Origin of the sequence: Loktanella gaetbuli, assembly GCF_020531945.1 — a bacterium.
In the GTDB taxonomy this organism is placed as follows: Bacteria; Pseudomonadota; Alphaproteobacteria; order Rhodobacterales; family Rhodobacteraceae; genus Loktanella; species Loktanella gaetbuli.
On record NZ_JAJATZ010000002.1, the window covers coordinates 123,350 to 140,204 of the forward strand.

The window sequence follows — 16,855 nt, forward strand, 5'->3', positions numbered from 1 at the left end:
GACTCCAAGTGTTTCATCTGGTCACGACGACGCGAGGGCTGTAACGTACCCGGCCCCGGCGGCGAATTGCCCTGCATCGGACGCCACAACGGTGCCGACAGATTGATGGGAGAACACCAGATGACCACCAAGACAACGACCCTCGCCCTTGCCCTCGTCGGCGCTTGCGTTTCCGTTAGCGGCGCATCCGCACAGGATATGGAAAAATGCTTTGGCATTTCGCTGGCCGGTGAAAACGGCTGCGCCGCTGGTCCCGGCACGACCTGCGCCGGTACCTCGACCATCGACTACCAGGGCAACGCCTGGGCGCTGGTGCCTGCCGGTACCTGCGAGGACATGGTCATCGACGCCGCCGCTGACGGCGAAAAGCGTATGGGTTCGCTCGAGGCGCTGGAGCGCGACCTGCCCGCATAACCCCATGGGGGCAGTGCGTGACGGTCCCTGCCGCGCGCTGCCCTGCCACCTGCACCCGACCCCGGAGGATTTCGTCGTGACACAGCTGCCAGACGCAACAGGCATCGGTTTCAAACGCACCCATTTCGACGCCCTGCGCCAGACGCCGAACCGGCTGGGTTTCATCGAGGTGCATGCCGAAAACTACATGGGCGATGGTGGCCCGCCGCATGCACAGCTGACCGCGCTGCGTGAAGACTATGCGCTGTCCGTGCACGGTGTCGGCCTGTCCATCGGCGGGGCAGAGCCGCTGAACCGCGACCACCTGAACCGTCTAAAACATCTGTGTGACCGCTACGCGCCCGACAGTTTTTCCGAACATCTGGCATGGTCCAGTCACGGCGGGGCCTTTCTGAACGACCTTCTGCCCCTGCCCTATGACGATGCGACGCTGGATGTCGTTTGCGATCACATCGATCAGGTTCAGGACAAGCTGGGCCGCCGGATGTTGCTGGAAAACCCGTCGACCTATGTGACCTTCGAGACCTCGACCCTGGCCGAGACCGATTTCCTGACGCAGATCACGGCCCGCACCGGGTGCGGGTTGTTGCTGGACATCAACAATGTCTTTGTCAGCTGCACCAATCACCGCACCGATCCGCGTGCTTATCTGGCCGACTTCCCACTGCATGCGGTGGGCGAAATCCACTTGGGCGGACACGACGCCGAGGACCTGCCCTCTGGCCCCTTGCTGATCGACGCGCATGGATCACCCGTCGCGGACCCTGTCTGGACCCTCTATGCCGAGACAATCATGCGGATCGGGCCGCGGCCCACGCTGATCGAATGGGACACGGATGTGCCTGCCCTGTCGGTGCTGCTGGACGAGGCGGACCGGGCGGACGCAATTCTGGAGGGCGCCCGCCATGCACGCGCATCGTGACACGCAGGCTGCCTTTTGCGCGGGGCTTGCGACGGGGGCTGTGCCGCCGGGCGTCACCGCGGTGGGCGATGTTGAACGGCGGTTTTCGGTCTATCGCAACACGGTCGCGCATTCGCTGACGGACGCGTTGTGTCAGCGGTTCCCGACCGTACTCCGGCTCGTGGGGGATGCGTTTTTCAAGGCGACCGCCGGTGTCTTTGTCGCCAACAACCCGCCCCGGTCTGCCATCCTGCATGACTATGGCACGGCGTTTCCCGAATTTCTGGCCGGTTTTCCGCCAGCGGCGACACTGCCCTACTTGCCCGATATCGCCCGGATCGAGGTACTACGCGGACAGGCCTATCACGCAGCCGACGCCCTGCCGCTGACCGCGCAATCTGTCAGCGACGCCTTTGCCGCGGGGCCAGAGGAACGCGGCCTGACGCTGCATCCTTCGGTCCGGGTCATCACGTCGGACCACCCTGTCGTGGCGATCTGGGCGATGAACCAGCCCGGTGCGACCCCCCGGCCCGTCACGCCCGAACCGCAGGCGGCCCTGATTTTCCGACTGGGGGAAAAGATCCCCGTGGTCAGCATCACGGCAGATACCGCACGCATCGTCACACGGCTTTTGGCGGGTGAACGGCTGGGGACAGCCTGCGCCGACGTCCCGCCACAGATCGCAAGTGTGGCGATCGGACTGCTGATCCAACACGAACTGATTATCCAAGTGACCTAAACCTGACGGGAGACCCCCATGACAGACCTGACAGCCACACGCACCACCGCCCCCACGACCGGCCCCATGCGAAAGGCTATTCAGGCCGGCAACGCCTTGGCCGGTCGCTTGCCCTGGGCTGTGCCTGCGCTGCTGGCCCGGTTGATCCCCGCATGGGTTTTCTGGGCCTCGGCCCGGACCAAGGTCGATGGCTTTGCCATTGCCGACGGGACATGGTGGCTGTTCGAAAACGAATACGCCTTGCCACTGATCCCCGCTGCACTGGCCGCAGTATTGGCAACGGTGGCCGAACACGTCTTTGCCGTGCTGCTGGCATTGGGATTGGCGACGCGCCTGTCAGCAGCGGCGCTGCTGATCATGACGCTGGTCATTCAGGTTTTCGTCTATCCCGGCGCATGGGTCACCCATGGTCTGTGGGCCGTCTGTTTTCTGGTCCTGATTGCACGCGGACCGGGTGCCCTGTCGCTGGACCGGGCGCTAAAGCTGGATCGCTGACGCGGCGGCGGACGGAACTGATCCGGCTGTCGGGCGGTTGGTCGCATGAACACCGCAAGGAGACGTCATGTCCACGATCACCACCACCAACCCCGCAACCGGCGAGACGATCAAGACCTACTCGCTGATGTCCGAACAAGAGGCCACCGCCAAGATCGAGGCCGCCCATGCTGCGTTTCTGGATTGGCGCAGCCTGTCCCATGCTGAACGCGCACCCTATCTGAACGCCATCGCGCAGGAACTGCGCGACAACGCGGACGAGTTGGCCGCCCTGATGACCCGCGAAACCGGCAAACTGCTAAAGGACGGGCACCGCGAAGTCGAAATCTGCGCCGCGATCTTTGATTACACCGCCGAACATGGCCCGGACCTGTTGGCCGACGAGGAACGCACCCACGGCACCAACGGCGCGCGCGGCGTCGTTACCTATCAGCCCGTCGGCGTGATCTATTCGATTCAGCCCTGGAATTTCCCACTGTACCAGCCCGTGCGCGTGCTGGCGGCCAACCTGATGACAGGCAATGCCTGCGTTTTGAAACATGCCGAAATCTGCACCGGGTCGGGTTTGCGCCTGCGTGAATTGTGCATCGCCGCCGGCCTGCCCGAGGATCTGTTTCAGGTGATCATAATCGACCACGACACCAGCGATACGCTGATCCAGAACACGCTTGTGCGCGGCGTCACGCTGACGGGCAGCGACGGTGCAGGTCGCCACGTCGGTGCCGTCGCGGCCAAGGCGCTCAAGAAAACGGTGCTGGAGCTGGGATCGAACGACGCCTACCTCGTGCTCGAGGATGCCGATATCGAGACGGCGGTGAAATTCTCTGTCATGGGACGCCTGTATAACAACGGCGAAACCTGTGTCGCGGCCAAGCGGTTTGTCGTGACCGATGCGGTCTATGACCAATTTGTGCAGGCCTATGTCGCACAGATGGAGGGGATCACGATGGGTGATCCGACCGATGACGACAGCCAGCTGGGACCGCTGTCCAGTCAGGAACAGTTCGACACGGTCAAGACCCAGGTCGACGACAGCGTCGCCAAGGGGGCCAAGGTTCTGTGCGGGGGCAACCCGCCCGACGGCAAAGGCGCCTATTATCCCGCGACGGTGCTGGCCGATGTATCGCCCGGCATGCCCGCCTATGACGACGAAATCTTTGGCCCGGTCGCCGCGATCATCCGTGCCAAGGATGACGCGGACGCGATGCGGATCGCCAACGACAGCCGTTACGGGCTGGGCGGCGGTATCTTCAGCCGCGACGAAGACCGCGCGCTGAAACTGGCACGCGACCATTTTGATACGGGCATGGTCCGGATCAATTCCTTCGGTGCCGCTGATCCCAACATGCCCTTTGGCGGGGTCAAGGATTCCGGCTACGGGCGCGAACATGGCGGATTCGGGATGAAAGAGTTCGTCAACGTCAAGGCGATCTTCTTGCCATGATCACGCTGCACGCCCTGCAATATTCGCGTGCGCTGCGCGTGTCGTGGCTGCTGGCCGATCTGGGCCAGCCGTGCAACCGGGTCGACTATGACCGGACGGCGGATTTTCATGCGCCAGACAGTCTGTCCAGGGTTCACCCCCTGGGCAAGTCACCGGTGATCGAGGACGAAGGCGAGGTCATCGCGGAATCTGCGACGATCCTGCGCTACCTCGCCGCCAAATTCGACGACACCACACACAGCCCGCCGCCCGGCAGCGCTGCCTATTGGCACCACGCGGCACTGCTCGACTATGTGGAATCCTCTTTTGCAGAGGTTGCAGCGGGCGGGATCATGCCTGCATTCCGTGGCGATCCCGTCCCGCAGGACGCCAGCGATGCCATCGACCGTCATCTTGCCTATCTCGCGCAGGCATTGGGTGACGGGCCATTGCTGTTCGGTGACCGTGCGATGCTGGCCGATATCCAGTTTTCCTACATCATCGCCATGCTGGACCGGGTCGGCCTGCTGAAAAACCATCCCCGGATCGCGGCCTATTGGGACGCATTGCAACAACAACCCGGCTACATCGCAGCCGTCGACGCGGCAGGGCCAATGGCCCCGCCCGCATAATCCAGACACAAGGATCAAATCCATGCCATTGAATATTCTCATCGCCGGCGCGACCGGCAAGACCGGCCTGATACTGACGCAAGACCTGTTGGATCAGGGCCACAACGTGACCGCACTGGTGCGCGAAAGTTCCGACACTTCGTCCCTGCCGCAGGGCGCATCGTTGCGACACGGCGACCTGACCGACCTGCACCCTGGTGTCTGCGACGGTGCGGATGTAGTCGTCTTTGCTGCCGGATCAGGTGGTGCGACTGGCCCGGACATGACCGACAAGGTCGACCGCGACGGTGCAATGCGCCTGATTGATCTCGCCAAGGCGGCAAATGTCGACCGCTTTGTCATGCTCAGTTCCATCGGTGCGGACCAATCCGACCCGTCAGGCGATCTGGCGCATTACCTCAAGGCCAAGCACGACGCTGATGAACATCTCAAGGCATCGGGGCTGACATACGCCATTCTGCGACCGGTCGCGCTGACCGATGATGGACGCAGCGATGACGTGATCCTGGGCGATGACGTCGATCCGCGCGCGCAGGCCAGCCGCGCCGATGTGGCGGCAGTCCTCGCGCAGGCCGCAACCACCGCGACCCACGACGGTCAGACCCTGAACATGCAATCCGCCTGACGGGGCCAGCCCCAGCCCCCGCCACGTTGGTCGCGGTGGGGGTGCCGGGACACCCTGCCCCGGCCCATCGTGACCCGTCTACAGCCCGAGGTCGGACAGGCCGCCGTGATCCGGCGGTCTTGGTCCCTGAGGCCAATGAAATAGCCGATCCGCCTGCGTGATCGCCACATCATTGATGGATGCGTGGCGGGCCGACATGTAGCCGCCCACGTCAAATTCCCAATTTTCATTGCCATGCGCCCGGAACCATTGCCCGTCCGCATCGTGATATTCGTAGCAAAAGCGCACGGCGATCCTGTCGTCGCCGTGCGCCCAGATTTCCTTGATCAGCCGGTATTCTGTTTCGACCGACCATTTCCGCACCAGAAAGTCGCGCACCGCGTCACGGCCCCGCAGAAATTCGGACCGGTTGCGCCATGTCGTATCCGGCGTATAGGCCAGTGCCACCCTTTCCGGATCGCGGGTATTCCACGCGTCCTCGGCCATGCGCACCTTTTGGATCGCGTCAGCCCGGGAAAAGGGCGGCACCGGCATGCGGGTCACCGTCGCATTACCAGGCGTTATAGCCGAGGTATTTGCCCGACATCTCGACCTTGACCCGGTCCCCCTTCGGGTTTTCGACGCGCGTCACGGTCATGTCGAAATCGATTGCCGACATGATCCCGTCGCCGAATTTTTCCTGGATCAACGCCTTGAGCGTGGGGCCATAGACGCCCACGATTTCATAGAAACGATAGATGCAGGGGTCGGTCGGCACGGCCTGTTCCCAGATTTTTGTGGGGCTTTCGGCCAAAACGCTTTCTGCCTCTTGCGGCAGGCCCATGACGCTGACCATCAGCTTGGCCTTTTCCGGCGGAAAGGCATTCATCCCCATCGCGGCCGAATGGGTCCAGACTGGTGACATGCCGATTTTCTCGGCGATCCCTTCCCACGTCATGCCGGCCTGTTTCTTGGCCGACAGGATCATGGCTGTGACGTCTTCCTTGGTCATCATCTCGGTCATAGCGAGGTCTTTCATGCTTTTGCTCCTGTGGTGTTAGCTGTTGACCGCCTTGAGGGCGGGCCGCGTGTCGGCGGGATCGTCGTTGGTCTGGGTAGTGTCGATCCGAATGGTTTCGGGTGCGTTGGGCTGTCCGGGTGTGGCGGGTTGGCCCGCCAGTTCCTTGGACCGCTTGCCCAGAAACTGCACCAGATGGTTGCGGATCGCGTAATAGTTCGGATGTTCGACGATTTCGGTCCGACTGCGCGGGCGCGGGATCGTGATTTCGACGCTTTCCGCGACGCGGGCATGGGGTCCGTTCGTCATCAACAGAATACGGTCGGCCAACAGGATCGCCTCGTCGATATCGTGGGTGATCATGAAAACGGTCTGCTCCATCTGGCCCCAGATCTTGAGCAGCTCGTCCTGGATCGTCCCGCGTGTCAGCGCATCCAGCGCGCCAAAAGGTTCGTCCAGCAACAACAGCTTGGGGTGATTGGCAAAGGCCCGTGCGATGGAGACCCGTTGACGCATCCCGCCCGACAGCTGACTGGGTTTGCGGTAGATTACATCGCCTTCCAGACCGACCATCGCCAGAAACTTTGTCGCGTGTTCGTCGATCTGCGCCTTGGTCCATTCCGGATGGCGCGCCCTGACGCCAAAGGTGACGTTTTTCAGCGTCGTCAACCAAGGCAGCAGCGAATAGTTCTGAAAGACGACACCCCGGTCCAGACTGGGTCCCTTGACCTCTTGGCCGTCCATGATGACGCTGCCGCTGGTCGGGTCTGCCAGTCCCGCGAGGATGTTCATGATCGTAGATTTGCCACAGCCCGAATGGCCGAGGATCACCACGAACTCGCCTTTTTCGACACCAAAGGTGGCGTTTTCGAAAACAGTCAGCTGCCCTCCCGATCCGTCAGGAAATCTTTGGGTCAGCTGTTCGATGCTCAGATACGGCTTCATTGGGATTTCCTTTATTCGGCGTAGGTGACACGGCGTTGCAGCAGGCCGAACATGGCATCCAGCAACATGCCCACGACACCGATCATGAGGATGGAAAACACGACCGAGGTCAGGTCGAGGTTGTTCCATTCGTTCCAGACGTAGTAGCCAATCCCGGTGCCACCCACGAGCATCTCGGCTGCGACGATGACCAGCCAGGCAATACCGATCGAGATCCGCATGCCGGTGACGATGGTGGGTGCGGCCGCAGGCAGGATGACGCTGAACGCCGTCCGGATCGGACCCAGTTCATGCGTGCGGGCCACGTTGATCCAGTCTTCGCGCACCGCTGCCACCCCAAAGGCCGTGTTGATCAACATGGGCCAGATCGAACAGATAAAGATCACAAAGATGGCCGATGCTTCGCTGTCACCGATGATGAACAGCGCAAGCGGCATCCATGCGAGCGGCGAAATCGGCCGCAACACCTGAATGAACGGATTGAATGCCTTGTAGGCGACCTGGCTCATCCCGATCAGGAATCCAAAGGGAATGGCGATCAGTGCGGCAAGGAAATATCCCGTCAGAACGCGGTAGATCGAATAGCCGATCTGGATGCCGATCCCCTTGTCGTTGGGGCCTGCGTCGTAGAACGGATCGCTCAGTTGTTCCCAGGCCTTGGCGATCACCTGGCTGGGCGGCGGCACACCGGCCTTGGGCGCGCCGCCTCCGGTCAGCAATTCGTATTCGGTCAGTTCGCCCGCCGCCTGCTGGGCCGGGATGGCGGCCTCCCAGATCAGGAGGCCGACAACAAGCATGATGACCGACAGCAGGGCCGCGCGTAGGTTGAGGGACAGTTGATACATCCCTTAACCCTTCTTGATGGCAAAGCTGTCGACATAGGCCTCGGGTGTGGCCGGATCAAAGGTCTTGCCCATGATCATGTGCGATTTGTAGGTGACGTCAGGGGCGTCGTACCCGAGGTCTTCCATCACCTTCTTGCAGTCGGCGGCGAGGTAGACCTGTTCGGCAACGCCGCGGTAATCTACATCGCCTTCGATATAGCCCCAGCGTTTCATCTGGGTCAGGATCCAGACCCCCATCGAATGCCAGGGGAACGGGTCGAAATCGATGCGGTCCGGCACGCGCTGCACATTGCCCAGGCCGTCGGCGTAGGTTCCGGTCAGCACCTGCTCGATCACCGTGACCGGTTGATTGAGATAGTTGGTCGGCGCGATGGCGGCAGAGATTTCCTTGCGGTTTTCGGGGTTTGACGCGTATTGCGTCGCATCGATGATCGACTTGAGCAGGGCACCGTAGGTGTTGGGCAGTTCCGTTGCAAAGGACAGCGGTGCGGCAAAGGCGCAGCAGGGATGACCTTCCCAGATTTCCTTGGTCAGCAGATGGATGAAACCAATGCCTTCGTAGACGGCCCGCTGATTGAACGGATCGGGCGACAGATAGCCGTCCAGATTGCCCGCTCGCAGGTTGGCGACCATTTCGGGCGGCGGCACGACGCGGATCTGGATGTCCACATCCGGGTCCAGACCAAATTCCGCCACGTAGTAGCGCAGCAGGAAATTGTGCATGGAATATTCGAACGGCACGCCAAAGGTGAAACCTTTCCACTGGGTCGGATCACGCTTGTCCAGGTGTTCGTTCGACAACACGATCGCCTGTCCGTTGATGTTTTCCACCGCAGGCATGATGTAGGGTTCTGCAACAGATCCCGCGCCCAGCGTCATCGCCAACGGCATCGGCGTCAGCATATGCGATGCGTCGTATTCGCCGTTCAGTGACTTGTCCCGTGCCACGGCCCAGCCTGCGGTCTTGATGACCTGCGCATTCAAGCCATAGCGTTCATAAAATCCCAGTGGCTGCGCCATGATGATCGGGGTCGCGCAGGTGATCGGCACGAAACCGATGTTCAAATCGGTTTTTTCAGGCGGCCCGAGGTTGTCGAGGATCGCAGCCTTTGCTTCGTTCAGGGGAAAGACAGACGCCAGTGCCGCCGCCATCGTCGAGCCGCCCATCATCCCCATGAACGACCTGCGCCCGATGTCGCTTTGCCCGAAAACGGACCGGACGATCGCGCTTTCGACCGCGCGTTCCAGCATCCCCTCCGAGGTGGACAGGTCGATGCTGTCCGCGACCTCTGGTGCTGCGGCCTTGCAGGTGTGGCACCCGCATTCCGCAGCATGGCGAAGATCGGTTTTCGACGAAAATGGATTTCCCAGAGACTTGATAGACATTATGCGCTCCTGCTGGTGATTTCCCTCATGGTGACAGCGGGAACAGACCAGTTGAAGCGATGCACAAAATTTAGGGTCACTTATTTTTACGTTTATTTATATACTGTTAACGATATTCACCGACGGGAATAATTACGATATCTCGTAAATTACGAAATATCGTATTGCGTTTGATCGCGTTTGTCCCTCGCATGACCGGATGCAGACCACAGACAGCCCACACGATTCCCTGCTGGCCGGTGCCTTTGGCCCGACGCTTGTGATCGACCTCGCGCAGGACCGTATCCTAGCGGCAACCCCCGAAGCGGTCGCGCTGCTAGGTGACCCCGCGCTGGTTGGGACGCATTTTGCGCGTTTCATCGCGTCCGGTCTGGATACATTTGTCGTCTTTATCGCCGAGGTTCAGCACCGCAAAACGGCATGGACGCGCCGTGTGTCCCTGCAAAACGCAGGCGGTGATCCACTGCTGTGCGAGGTGACCGGGCGGGCCCTGCGCCACGACGGCAGGGACATGCTGTTGTTGCATGCGCTGGATCTGGGCGCGCTTGACCGACACGCAGCCGAGGTCGCCGCAGGAAATTTCTACCAGGGCGGCCTGATGGAATGGCAGCGCGCCCAAAGTTTCTTTGCGGATCTGGAACGTGAAAACCAGTTGATCCTGAATGCCGCAGGCGAAGGCATCTACGGCGTCAATGCCGATGGCAAGACCACCTTCGTGAACCGCGCGGCGCAGGAAATGCTGGGGTGGACCACCGATGACCTGCTGGGACACGATATCCATGCGAAAATCCACCATCACCACCTGAACGGTGACCGCTATCCCTCTCATGAATGTCCGATCTACCAGTCGTTCCGGTTCGAACAGGTCAACCGGATCGAGGACGAGGTGTTCTGGCGCAAGGACGGCAAGCCGATCCGCGTCGAATATGTCTCGACCCCGATCTATGACGGCCCGCAGCTGGTCGGGGCGGTCGTGATCTTTCGCGACATCACGGAACGCTGGGAAAACGAACGCAAACTGCGCGAAGCAATGGAACAGGTCGCGGCCCTGCGCGACCAGCTGGAAGAGGAAAACGCCTACCTGCAAGAGGCGATCAGCATCGAACGCGCGCACCACGACATCATCGGGCGTTCGGATGCCATTCGCCGGATCATCACGCAAATCGAACTCGTGGCACCGACCGACACGACAGTGTTCATCCGTGGCGAAAGCGGCGTGGGCAAATCGCTGGTGGCCTCGGCCATTCACAAGGCCAGCCCGCGCAAACGGCGGCCCATGATCCATTTCAAGGCTGGGGCAATCACGCCTGAAAAAGTGGAAAGCGAATTGTTCGGCCAGATGCGCGGGGCTTTTGAAGGCGCGCTCAAGGATCGCCCCGGCAAACTGGAACTGGCCCATGGCGGCACATTGTTCATCGAGGAAATCGCCGACATTCCCGTCGAACTGCAGGGGCATCTGCTGGATGCCTTGCAAAACCGGCAGGTTGTGCGTCTGGGCGATGATCGCACCCGCAGTCTGGACCTGCGCGTCATCGCATCGACCAACCGCGACGTGGACCGCGAGGTGCAGGCAGGCCGTCTGCGGCAGGACCTGCTGCTGCACCTTGGGGTTTTTCCCATCCTGTGCCCGCCGCTGCGGGATCGGCCAGAGGACATACCGATCCTGACGGCGCACCTGCTGCGGCTGGTCTGCAAGAGACTGGGCCGCAAGGTGCCGGTCGTCACCGAAGGCGCCATGCGCAAGCTGCAACACTATCACTGGCCCGGAAATGTCCGTGAACTGGCCAATGTGATCGAACGCGGTGCCATCGTGTCGCAGGCGGACAAGCTGCAAATCGAAATCCAGAGTCAGATCGCCCCCGGCGCCTTGCCGAAATCCACCCTGCTGACCGAGGCAGAAGTCGAACACCTGCGCCGGGCCAACATCATCGCCTGCATGAAAGAGGCCGGCGGCCGGGTGTCGGGCGCACAGGGTGCGGCGGCCTTGCTGGGGATCAAGCCCACGACACTGTATTCACGGCTCAAAAAACTGGGCCTGAAAGAGGATGACTGGTAGCGGTTGGCAAAATGTCGGTGCGGTCTGTCCGCCGGTCCGGAAATGCCCCTGCATGACGATGCCGCGCCCGACCGATGACATACGGGACGAAATCGCGGCAACAGATACGCAAGCCCGTGAATTCCGGGCAAAGCCTGCTATCTGAGCGCATGATGCGGGGCGATCGTGCCGGTCCCCACGCCAAGATCGCCAAGGAGACCGCCATCCGCTTTTCAGTCACCATCGCCCTCATCCTGGTCCTGTCCGCGCTGGGACTGACCTACGAGATCGCGGCAGGCCGCGTTCTGGCCCCATATTTCGGTACATCCCTGCTAACCTGGACAACCGTGATCGCGACGGTTCTGGGCGGGTTTTCGCTCGGCAGTGCCCTTGGCGGGATCCTGGCGGAACGGCCGCGCGACGTGGCGTTGCGCAATGTGCGCGGCGCACTGGTCGCGACCGCCGTACTGATGGCGGCATCTCCGACACTTCTCTCGATGGTCTATTCCTGGGGCGCGCGCGGCACGGGGGGCATGTTTTTCAGCGTGCTGATCGTGTTCTTTCCGGCCTCGGTTCTGGTGACACTGCCGTCCCCGCTGCTTGCAAAGCTCGCGATAGAGGCGCGGCCGGGCCGCGAAGGATCGTCATTGGGTTTCGTGCTGGCTGCGGGGTCCGTCGGGGCCATTTTCGGCGCCATCCTCGCCGGTTTCGTGACCTTGCCCCTCATTGGCTCGACGGCCACGTTCGCAGCCTGCGGGATGATCGCCCTGCTCTGCCTGCCGTGGGTGCGCGGCGGCGCTGCCGGTGACACCGGGGTCACCCTCGCTGCTGCGGGTTTCGTGGGCTTTGCCGGTCTCGCGGGTTCCTCGGTCTGCCAGTATGAATCCGGGTTGTCCTGCCTGACCGTCGTCCAGCGCGGGGGCGAGGTTCAGCTGGTGTCCGATGGCACCATGCAAGCCGCGGAACAACGCGCGTCGGCCCAAGGGTCGGATGGCACCGTCGGCCTTGCGCTGGATTATGCCCAATGGATCTGGGATCGGATGGACCGCGATCTGGGACCCGATCCGTCCGTGCTGTTTGTCGGTGGCGGTGGCTATACGCTGCCGACCAAACTGCTTGCCACGCGACCGCATTCGCATGCGACGGCCGTCGAGATTGATCCATTGGTCACCGATGTCGTGCGCCGGCACATGCCACGCGCCTCCGAAATGATCGCGCAGACCGGATATGACGCGTCACAAGGCGGTGCCGACGGTCGGCTGGGCATCGTTCATGCAGACGGACGCATCTATCTGAACGAAACAGATCAGCGTTTCGATGCCGTCGTGATGGATGCGTTTTCGTCCGGTTCGGTCCCCGCGCATCTGGTCACGCGCGAGGCGTTTGCCCGCCTGCGCGCAATCGTCGACGGCCCGGTTTACGTCAACCTGCTGGACCGGCCCGATGGCCCGCTCGCGCGCGGCGTTCACGCGATCCTCAAGGAGCTCTACCCTCAGGTCGAAGCCGTGCAGGGCGAGGTTTATGCGTCGGGCCGCGCCAACATCCTGTTCGCAGCATCGCTGCAACCAATGGCACCGCTGGACAACCTGCCGGACGGCTACGGCGCGACACGCATTTCTGACGCACGCGCCTTTACCGATGATCGCGGCTGGGTCGGACATCGGTGATACACAACTGTATGTGACGGTCCCAAAATACGCCCGCGCCACATCATTGGGGGCAGCCCGGACTGCCGGGTCTGCCCCCCATGACGGCACCAGCCCTAGGCTGGAACGACAATCTTGGGGTCCTCTGCCGGTGCGTCCAGCGGCAGGTGATTTTCGGCAAGAACCAACAGGTTCTCGATCCCGATCACGTCACTTTGCGTCTTGTAGCCAATCAGATCCTCGACGGCCATGTCGCTGTGGCGGGCCATCAGCATCGTCTCTTCCGAGGAAAAGTTGGTCAGCCCGCGCGCGACCTCTGCCCCGCTTTCGTCATAGACGTGCAGCACATCGCCCTTGGTGAAATCACCCTGAATGGACAGAATGTCATGGCGCGATACCCCGCAATCGCCCGCAGCCACGGCTGCCGCGACATTGTCGGGCACAACCAGCGTTCCCGACACCTGCAACCGGTTGCTGAGCCAGACCATCAGCGGCGATGCCGCCTTGCCGGTGACGCGGCAGCGGGTGAAACGCCTCTCGTTCGCCAGAACTGAGGAAATCGGGCGTTCGATGATCCCCTCGGCGATGATCGTCTCAACCCCTGCGTTCTGCGCCATGTTCGCGGCCTGCATCTTGGTCAGCATACCACCACTGCCCAGCGCGCTGATCGCGGTCGTTGAATCCAGATGCTCGCTGACATCGTCGATTTCGGCAATAAACTGCGCGCCGGGTTCCGCCGGATTACGGTCATACAGGCCGTCCACGCTGGTCAGGATCACCAGCAGATCGGCGTCGACCATCTGGGCCACCTTGGCCGACAACCGGTCGTTGTCGCCCACGCGCAGGTCGCGGGTAGCCACGGAATCGTTTTCATTGATGATCGGCAGGATGTCGTTTTCGAACAACCGCAGCATCGTGTTCTTGATGTTCAAAAACCGGCGGCGTTCTTCCATGTCGCCGACGGATACAAGCATCTGCGCGACGTCCATGTTATGTTCTGACGCGATCTGCCGGTAGGCGTTCATCAGCAGCGGTTGGCCACATGCAGCGGCCGCCTGCTTGTCCAGAATGCCCGCATCCTCGGGCCGTTTGCCGACCATATTGAGGCCCAGCGCCACCGAACCCGACGATGTCAGAATGACGTCATGGCCCTCTTTCTTGAGCCGCGCCAGATCGCTGAGCAGGCCGTTGATAAACGCGTAGCGCAGCGTCAGATTTTCGTCATTGGCCAGCAGGCTTGATCCGATCTTGACGACGATTTTCTTGTTCTTCGGCATGGGTGCCTCCGGTAATTTCCTGTTTTAACTGGCAAAATAGCGATCGGTTTGCGTCGCGTGACGCAGCCCTGTAGCACTGCCAACTCAATGATTCGCCGACGTGTAACACAGACTGGCCCCCCTAGCGCAAACAGGTTGCCGGGCGGGCCGGCAGGTTGGCAGGCCAGCGCCACAAGCGCGGCAAGCGTCGATTTCCCGGCGCAGCAATGGCCGCGATGCTGCATTGCAGCGCCAGCGGACCTGGGCCTGGAGGCAAGCTTGAAGGAGACGAAGATGAACATACTTTTGATCGGCTGCGGCAAGATGGGCGGCGCCATGCTGCGCCAATGGGTGCGCCACGGTGAACACAGCTTTACGGTCGCCGATCCGGCTGCAGACGACCTGCCGTCCGGCGTGCGCCATGTGTCAAAAGCGACAGATTTGCCGTCGCAAGCCTTTGATGTCGTGATGATCGCGATCAAGCCGCAGGCCATCGCTGACGTCCTGCCGGATTACGCGCATGCGCTGAAGGAGGATGGTACTTTCGTGTCCATCGCGGCGGGCACCAGCGTCGCATCGCTGGAAAACGTCGTGGGCGACGCGGCCATCGTGCGCGTCATGCCGAATATGGCGGCACTGGTCGGGATGGGCGTGTCGGGGCTGTATGCCAACGCCCGTTGCACAGCCGAGCAGACCCGCCAGATCGTGGCGCTGATCGACCAGACCGGGACCTGTATTCCCGTCGACAGCGAAGACAGGATCGACCGGCTGACCGCCGTCAGCGGCAGCGGGCCGGGCTATGTGTTCGAATTGTTGCGCAGCTATGTCGCCGCCGCCGAAGAGCTTGGCTTTGACCACGATACCGCGCGCACGCTGGTCTTTGACACGCTCTCTGGCACGGTCGAGGCCGCGCGTCAGTCGGACCAGACGCTCGAGGCGCTGCGCAATTCGGTCACCAGCAAGAACGGAACCACGCAAGCCGGTTTGTCCGCACTCATGCGCGACGGCCAACTGGACACCCTTTTCCAGGACACCCTGCAATCGGCCTACGCACGCGCCGTTGAACTGAAGTAAATTGAAGCGGTCAGATGACCGCAGAAAGGATGCAAGATGAACACCATGCACCCCGATCCAAAAACCACTGACATCACCGCCGTCATCGATGACCTTGGTCGCCGGGCCAAGGCAGCTGCCCGTGACCTGTCGATGGCCAGCACACAGGACCGCAACCGCGCCCTGACCGAGGCAGCCGCAGCCCTGCGCGCCGCAACGGACGATATTCTGGCCGCGAATGCCAAGGACCTCGAAAGCATCAAGGGCAGCGACAAGGACGCGGCCTTTGTCGACCGGCTGACCCTGACCGACGACCGCGTCGCGGCAATGGCCGACGCGCTGGACGCAATTGCAGCGCAGGACGATCCCCTTGGCCGGACGCTGGCCACCTTTGACCGCCCGAATGGGCTGAAAATCGAGCGTGTCAGCGTACCCATCGGCGTGATCGCGATGATATATGAATCGCGCCCCAACGTCGGGTCCGACGCCGGTGCGCTTTGCATCAAGTCGGGCAATGCCGTGATCCTGCGGGGCGGATCGGAAAGCCTGCATTCCTCGCGCGTGATCGTCGATTGTCTGGCACGCGGACTGGCGGCGGCAGGTCTGCCGCAGGACGCCGTGCAGCTGGTCGACACGCGCGACCGCGCTGCGGTCAAGGCACTGCTGCACAGCATCGACACCGTCGATCTTGCCATTCCGCGCGGCGGCAGGGGCCTTGTGTCACTGGTCCAGCGCGAGGCGCGGGTGCCGACCCTGCTACATCTGGACGGCAACAACCACACTTATGTCCATGAAAGTGCTGACCTCGAAAAGGCAATTGGCCTTGTCCGAAACGCCAAGATGCGCCGCACCGGCATTTGCGGCGCCACGGAATGCGTGGTCGTCGATGCAGCGATCGCAGAGACCTTTTTGCCCAAGCTGGCCGCCGCGATGCCGGACTGTGAACTGCGCGGCGATGATGCCGCACGGCGCATCCTGCCTGACATCACCCCCGCAAGTGATGACGACTGGCACACCGAATACCTCAGCAACATCATGTCAGTCAGGGTTGTCGATGACGCGGCAGAGGGGATCGCTTTTGTGCAGGGACATTCCTCGGGGCATACGGATGCCATCGTGGCCGAGGACAAGGCGACAGCGCGACGTTTCATGGCGGCAGTCGATTCCGCAGTGGTGATGCACAATGCCTCGACCCAGTTTTCCGATGGTGGTGAATTCGGCATGGGTGCCGAAATCGGAATCGCAACTGGCAAGATGCACGCCCGCGGCCCCGTTGGCGCAGAACAACTGACCAGCTTCAAATACTTTGTCTTTGGCGACGGTCAGCAGAGGGACTAGGATCCTCTGCCGCCGGTAGCGGTGGCTGCCTTTGGTTGCCACCGCCGGTGATGCGCGCCTGCCCCGTCTTGCGTCGGGCGATGCCGCAGGAACACCGGTCGCAGATCGATCCGAACTTGCGACCG

Annotated in this window: 17 protein-coding genes; 11 read left to right on the forward strand and 6 right to left on the reverse strand. The window is 61.9% G+C overall.

The window, feature by feature from the left end; genetic code table 11:
• Window positions 1–120 precede the first annotated feature (120 nt).
• The 7 genes from LGQ03_RS04175 to LGQ03_RS04205 all read left to right on the forward strand — a co-directional run bounded on the left by LGQ03_RS04175 (window position 121) and on the right by LGQ03_RS04205 (window position 5,229).
• A complete protein-coding gene (locus LGQ03_RS04175) occupies window positions 121–414 on the forward strand; it encodes a BufA1 family periplasmic bufferin-type metallophore (protein ID WP_226747372.1) in 294 nt (97 codons plus the stop codon).
• Window positions 415–490: 76 nt separating this feature from the next.
• Window positions 491–1,336, forward strand: a complete 846-nt coding sequence (bufB, locus tag LGQ03_RS04180) for an MNIO family bufferin maturase (RefSeq protein WP_226747373.1) — start codon at window positions 491–493, stop codon at window positions 1,334–1,336.
• The gene (locus tag LGQ03_RS04185) at window positions 1,320–2,054 is read left to right on the forward strand and encodes an HvfC/BufC N-terminal domain-containing protein (protein ID WP_226747374.1); all 735 of its coding nucleotides are present in this window, start codon (window positions 1,320–1,322) and stop codon (window positions 2,052–2,054) included. The genes bufB and LGQ03_RS04185 overlap by 17 nt, the downstream gene beginning before the upstream one ends.
• Before the next feature lie 18 nt (window positions 2,055–2,072).
• Window positions 2,073–2,549, forward strand: coding sequence for a DoxX family protein (locus tag LGQ03_RS04190; protein WP_226747375.1), 477 nt, complete (start codon window positions 2,073–2,075; stop codon window positions 2,547–2,549).
• A 67-nt stretch (window positions 2,550–2,616) separates the two neighbouring features.
• Window positions 2,617–3,993, forward strand: coding sequence for an NAD-dependent succinate-semialdehyde dehydrogenase (locus LGQ03_RS04195; RefSeq protein ID WP_226747376.1), 1,377 nt, complete (start codon window positions 2,617–2,619; stop codon window positions 3,991–3,993).
• Window positions 3,990–4,604 (forward strand): glutathione S-transferase family protein, encoded by a 615-nt coding sequence (locus LGQ03_RS04200; protein WP_226747377.1) that lies wholly within the window; start codon window positions 3,990–3,992, stop codon window positions 4,602–4,604. The genes LGQ03_RS04195 and LGQ03_RS04200 overlap by 4 nt, the downstream gene beginning before the upstream one ends.
• A gap of 22 nt (window positions 4,605–4,626) precedes the next feature.
• Window positions 4,627–5,229 carry an SDR family oxidoreductase gene (locus LGQ03_RS04205; RefSeq protein WP_226747378.1) on the forward strand — a complete coding sequence of 201 codons (603 nt, stop codon included), beginning with the start codon at window positions 4,627–4,629 and terminating at the stop codon, window positions 5,227–5,229.
• A gap of 78 nt (window positions 5,230–5,307) precedes the next feature.
• On the opposite strand, the gene LGQ03_RS04210 is transcribed toward LGQ03_RS04205, so the two are convergent.
• From LGQ03_RS04210 to LGQ03_RS04230, 5 genes are read right to left on the reverse strand one after another with little or no spacing between them, the layout of a single operon-like run.
• Window positions 5,308–5,763 (reverse strand): nuclear transport factor 2 family protein, encoded by a 456-nt coding sequence (locus LGQ03_RS04210; protein ID WP_226747379.1) that lies wholly within the window; start codon window positions 5,761–5,763, stop codon window positions 5,308–5,310.
• 16 nt (window positions 5,764–5,779) lie between these two features.
• Window positions 5,780–6,247, reverse strand: coding sequence for a cyanase (gene cynS / locus LGQ03_RS04215; RefSeq protein ID WP_226747380.1), 468 nt, complete (start codon window positions 6,245–6,247; stop codon window positions 5,780–5,782).
• A gap of 18 nt (window positions 6,248–6,265) precedes the next feature.
• Window positions 6,266–7,171, reverse strand: a complete 906-nt coding sequence (locus tag LGQ03_RS04220) for an ABC transporter ATP-binding protein (protein WP_226747381.1) — start codon at window positions 7,169–7,171, stop codon at window positions 6,266–6,268.
• Window positions 7,172–7,182: 11 nt separating this feature from the next.
• Window positions 7,183–8,016 (reverse strand): nitrate ABC transporter permease, encoded by an 834-nt coding sequence (gene ntrB / locus LGQ03_RS04225; protein ID WP_090160096.1) that lies wholly within the window; start codon window positions 8,014–8,016, stop codon window positions 7,183–7,185.
• Between the two features lie 3 nt (window positions 8,017–8,019).
• Window positions 8,020–9,402 carry a CmpA/NrtA family ABC transporter substrate-binding protein gene (locus LGQ03_RS04230; protein WP_090160097.1) on the reverse strand — a complete coding sequence of 461 codons (1,383 nt, stop codon included), beginning with the start codon at window positions 9,400–9,402 and terminating at the stop codon, window positions 8,020–8,022.
• Between the two features lie 199 nt (window positions 9,403–9,601).
• On the opposite strand from LGQ03_RS04230, the gene LGQ03_RS04235 reads away from it, so the two are divergent.
• Both LGQ03_RS04235 and LGQ03_RS04240 read left to right on the forward strand, forming a co-directional pair.
• Window positions 9,602–11,458, forward strand: coding sequence for a sigma-54 interaction domain-containing protein (locus LGQ03_RS04235; RefSeq protein WP_226747382.1), 1,857 nt, complete (start codon window positions 9,602–9,604; stop codon window positions 11,456–11,458).
• Window positions 11,459–11,607: 149 nt separating this feature from the next.
• Window positions 11,608–13,104: a fused MFS/spermidine synthase gene (locus tag LGQ03_RS04240; RefSeq protein ID WP_226747383.1), complete on the forward strand. Its 1,497-nt coding sequence runs from the start codon at window positions 11,608–11,610 to the stop codon at window positions 13,102–13,104.
• Between the two features lie 95 nt (window positions 13,105–13,199).
• On the opposite strand, the gene proB is transcribed toward LGQ03_RS04240, so the two are convergent.
• Window positions 13,200–14,360, reverse strand: a complete 1,161-nt coding sequence (gene proB, locus LGQ03_RS04245; RefSeq protein ID WP_226747384.1) for a glutamate 5-kinase — start codon at window positions 14,358–14,360, stop codon at window positions 13,200–13,202.
• A 273-nt stretch (window positions 14,361–14,633) separates the two neighbouring features.
• Here proB and proC point away from each other — a divergent pair, with 273 nt between their 5' ends.
• The gene (gene proC, locus LGQ03_RS04250; protein ID WP_226747385.1) at window positions 14,634–15,413 is read left to right on the forward strand and encodes a pyrroline-5-carboxylate reductase; all 780 of its coding nucleotides are present in this window, start codon (window positions 14,634–14,636) and stop codon (window positions 15,411–15,413) included.
• Window positions 15,414–15,449: 36 nt separating this feature from the next.
• A complete protein-coding gene (locus LGQ03_RS04255; RefSeq protein WP_226747386.1) occupies window positions 15,450–16,730 on the forward strand; it encodes a glutamate-5-semialdehyde dehydrogenase in 1,281 nt (426 codons plus the stop codon).
• Window positions 16,731–16,855 lie beyond the last annotated feature (125 nt).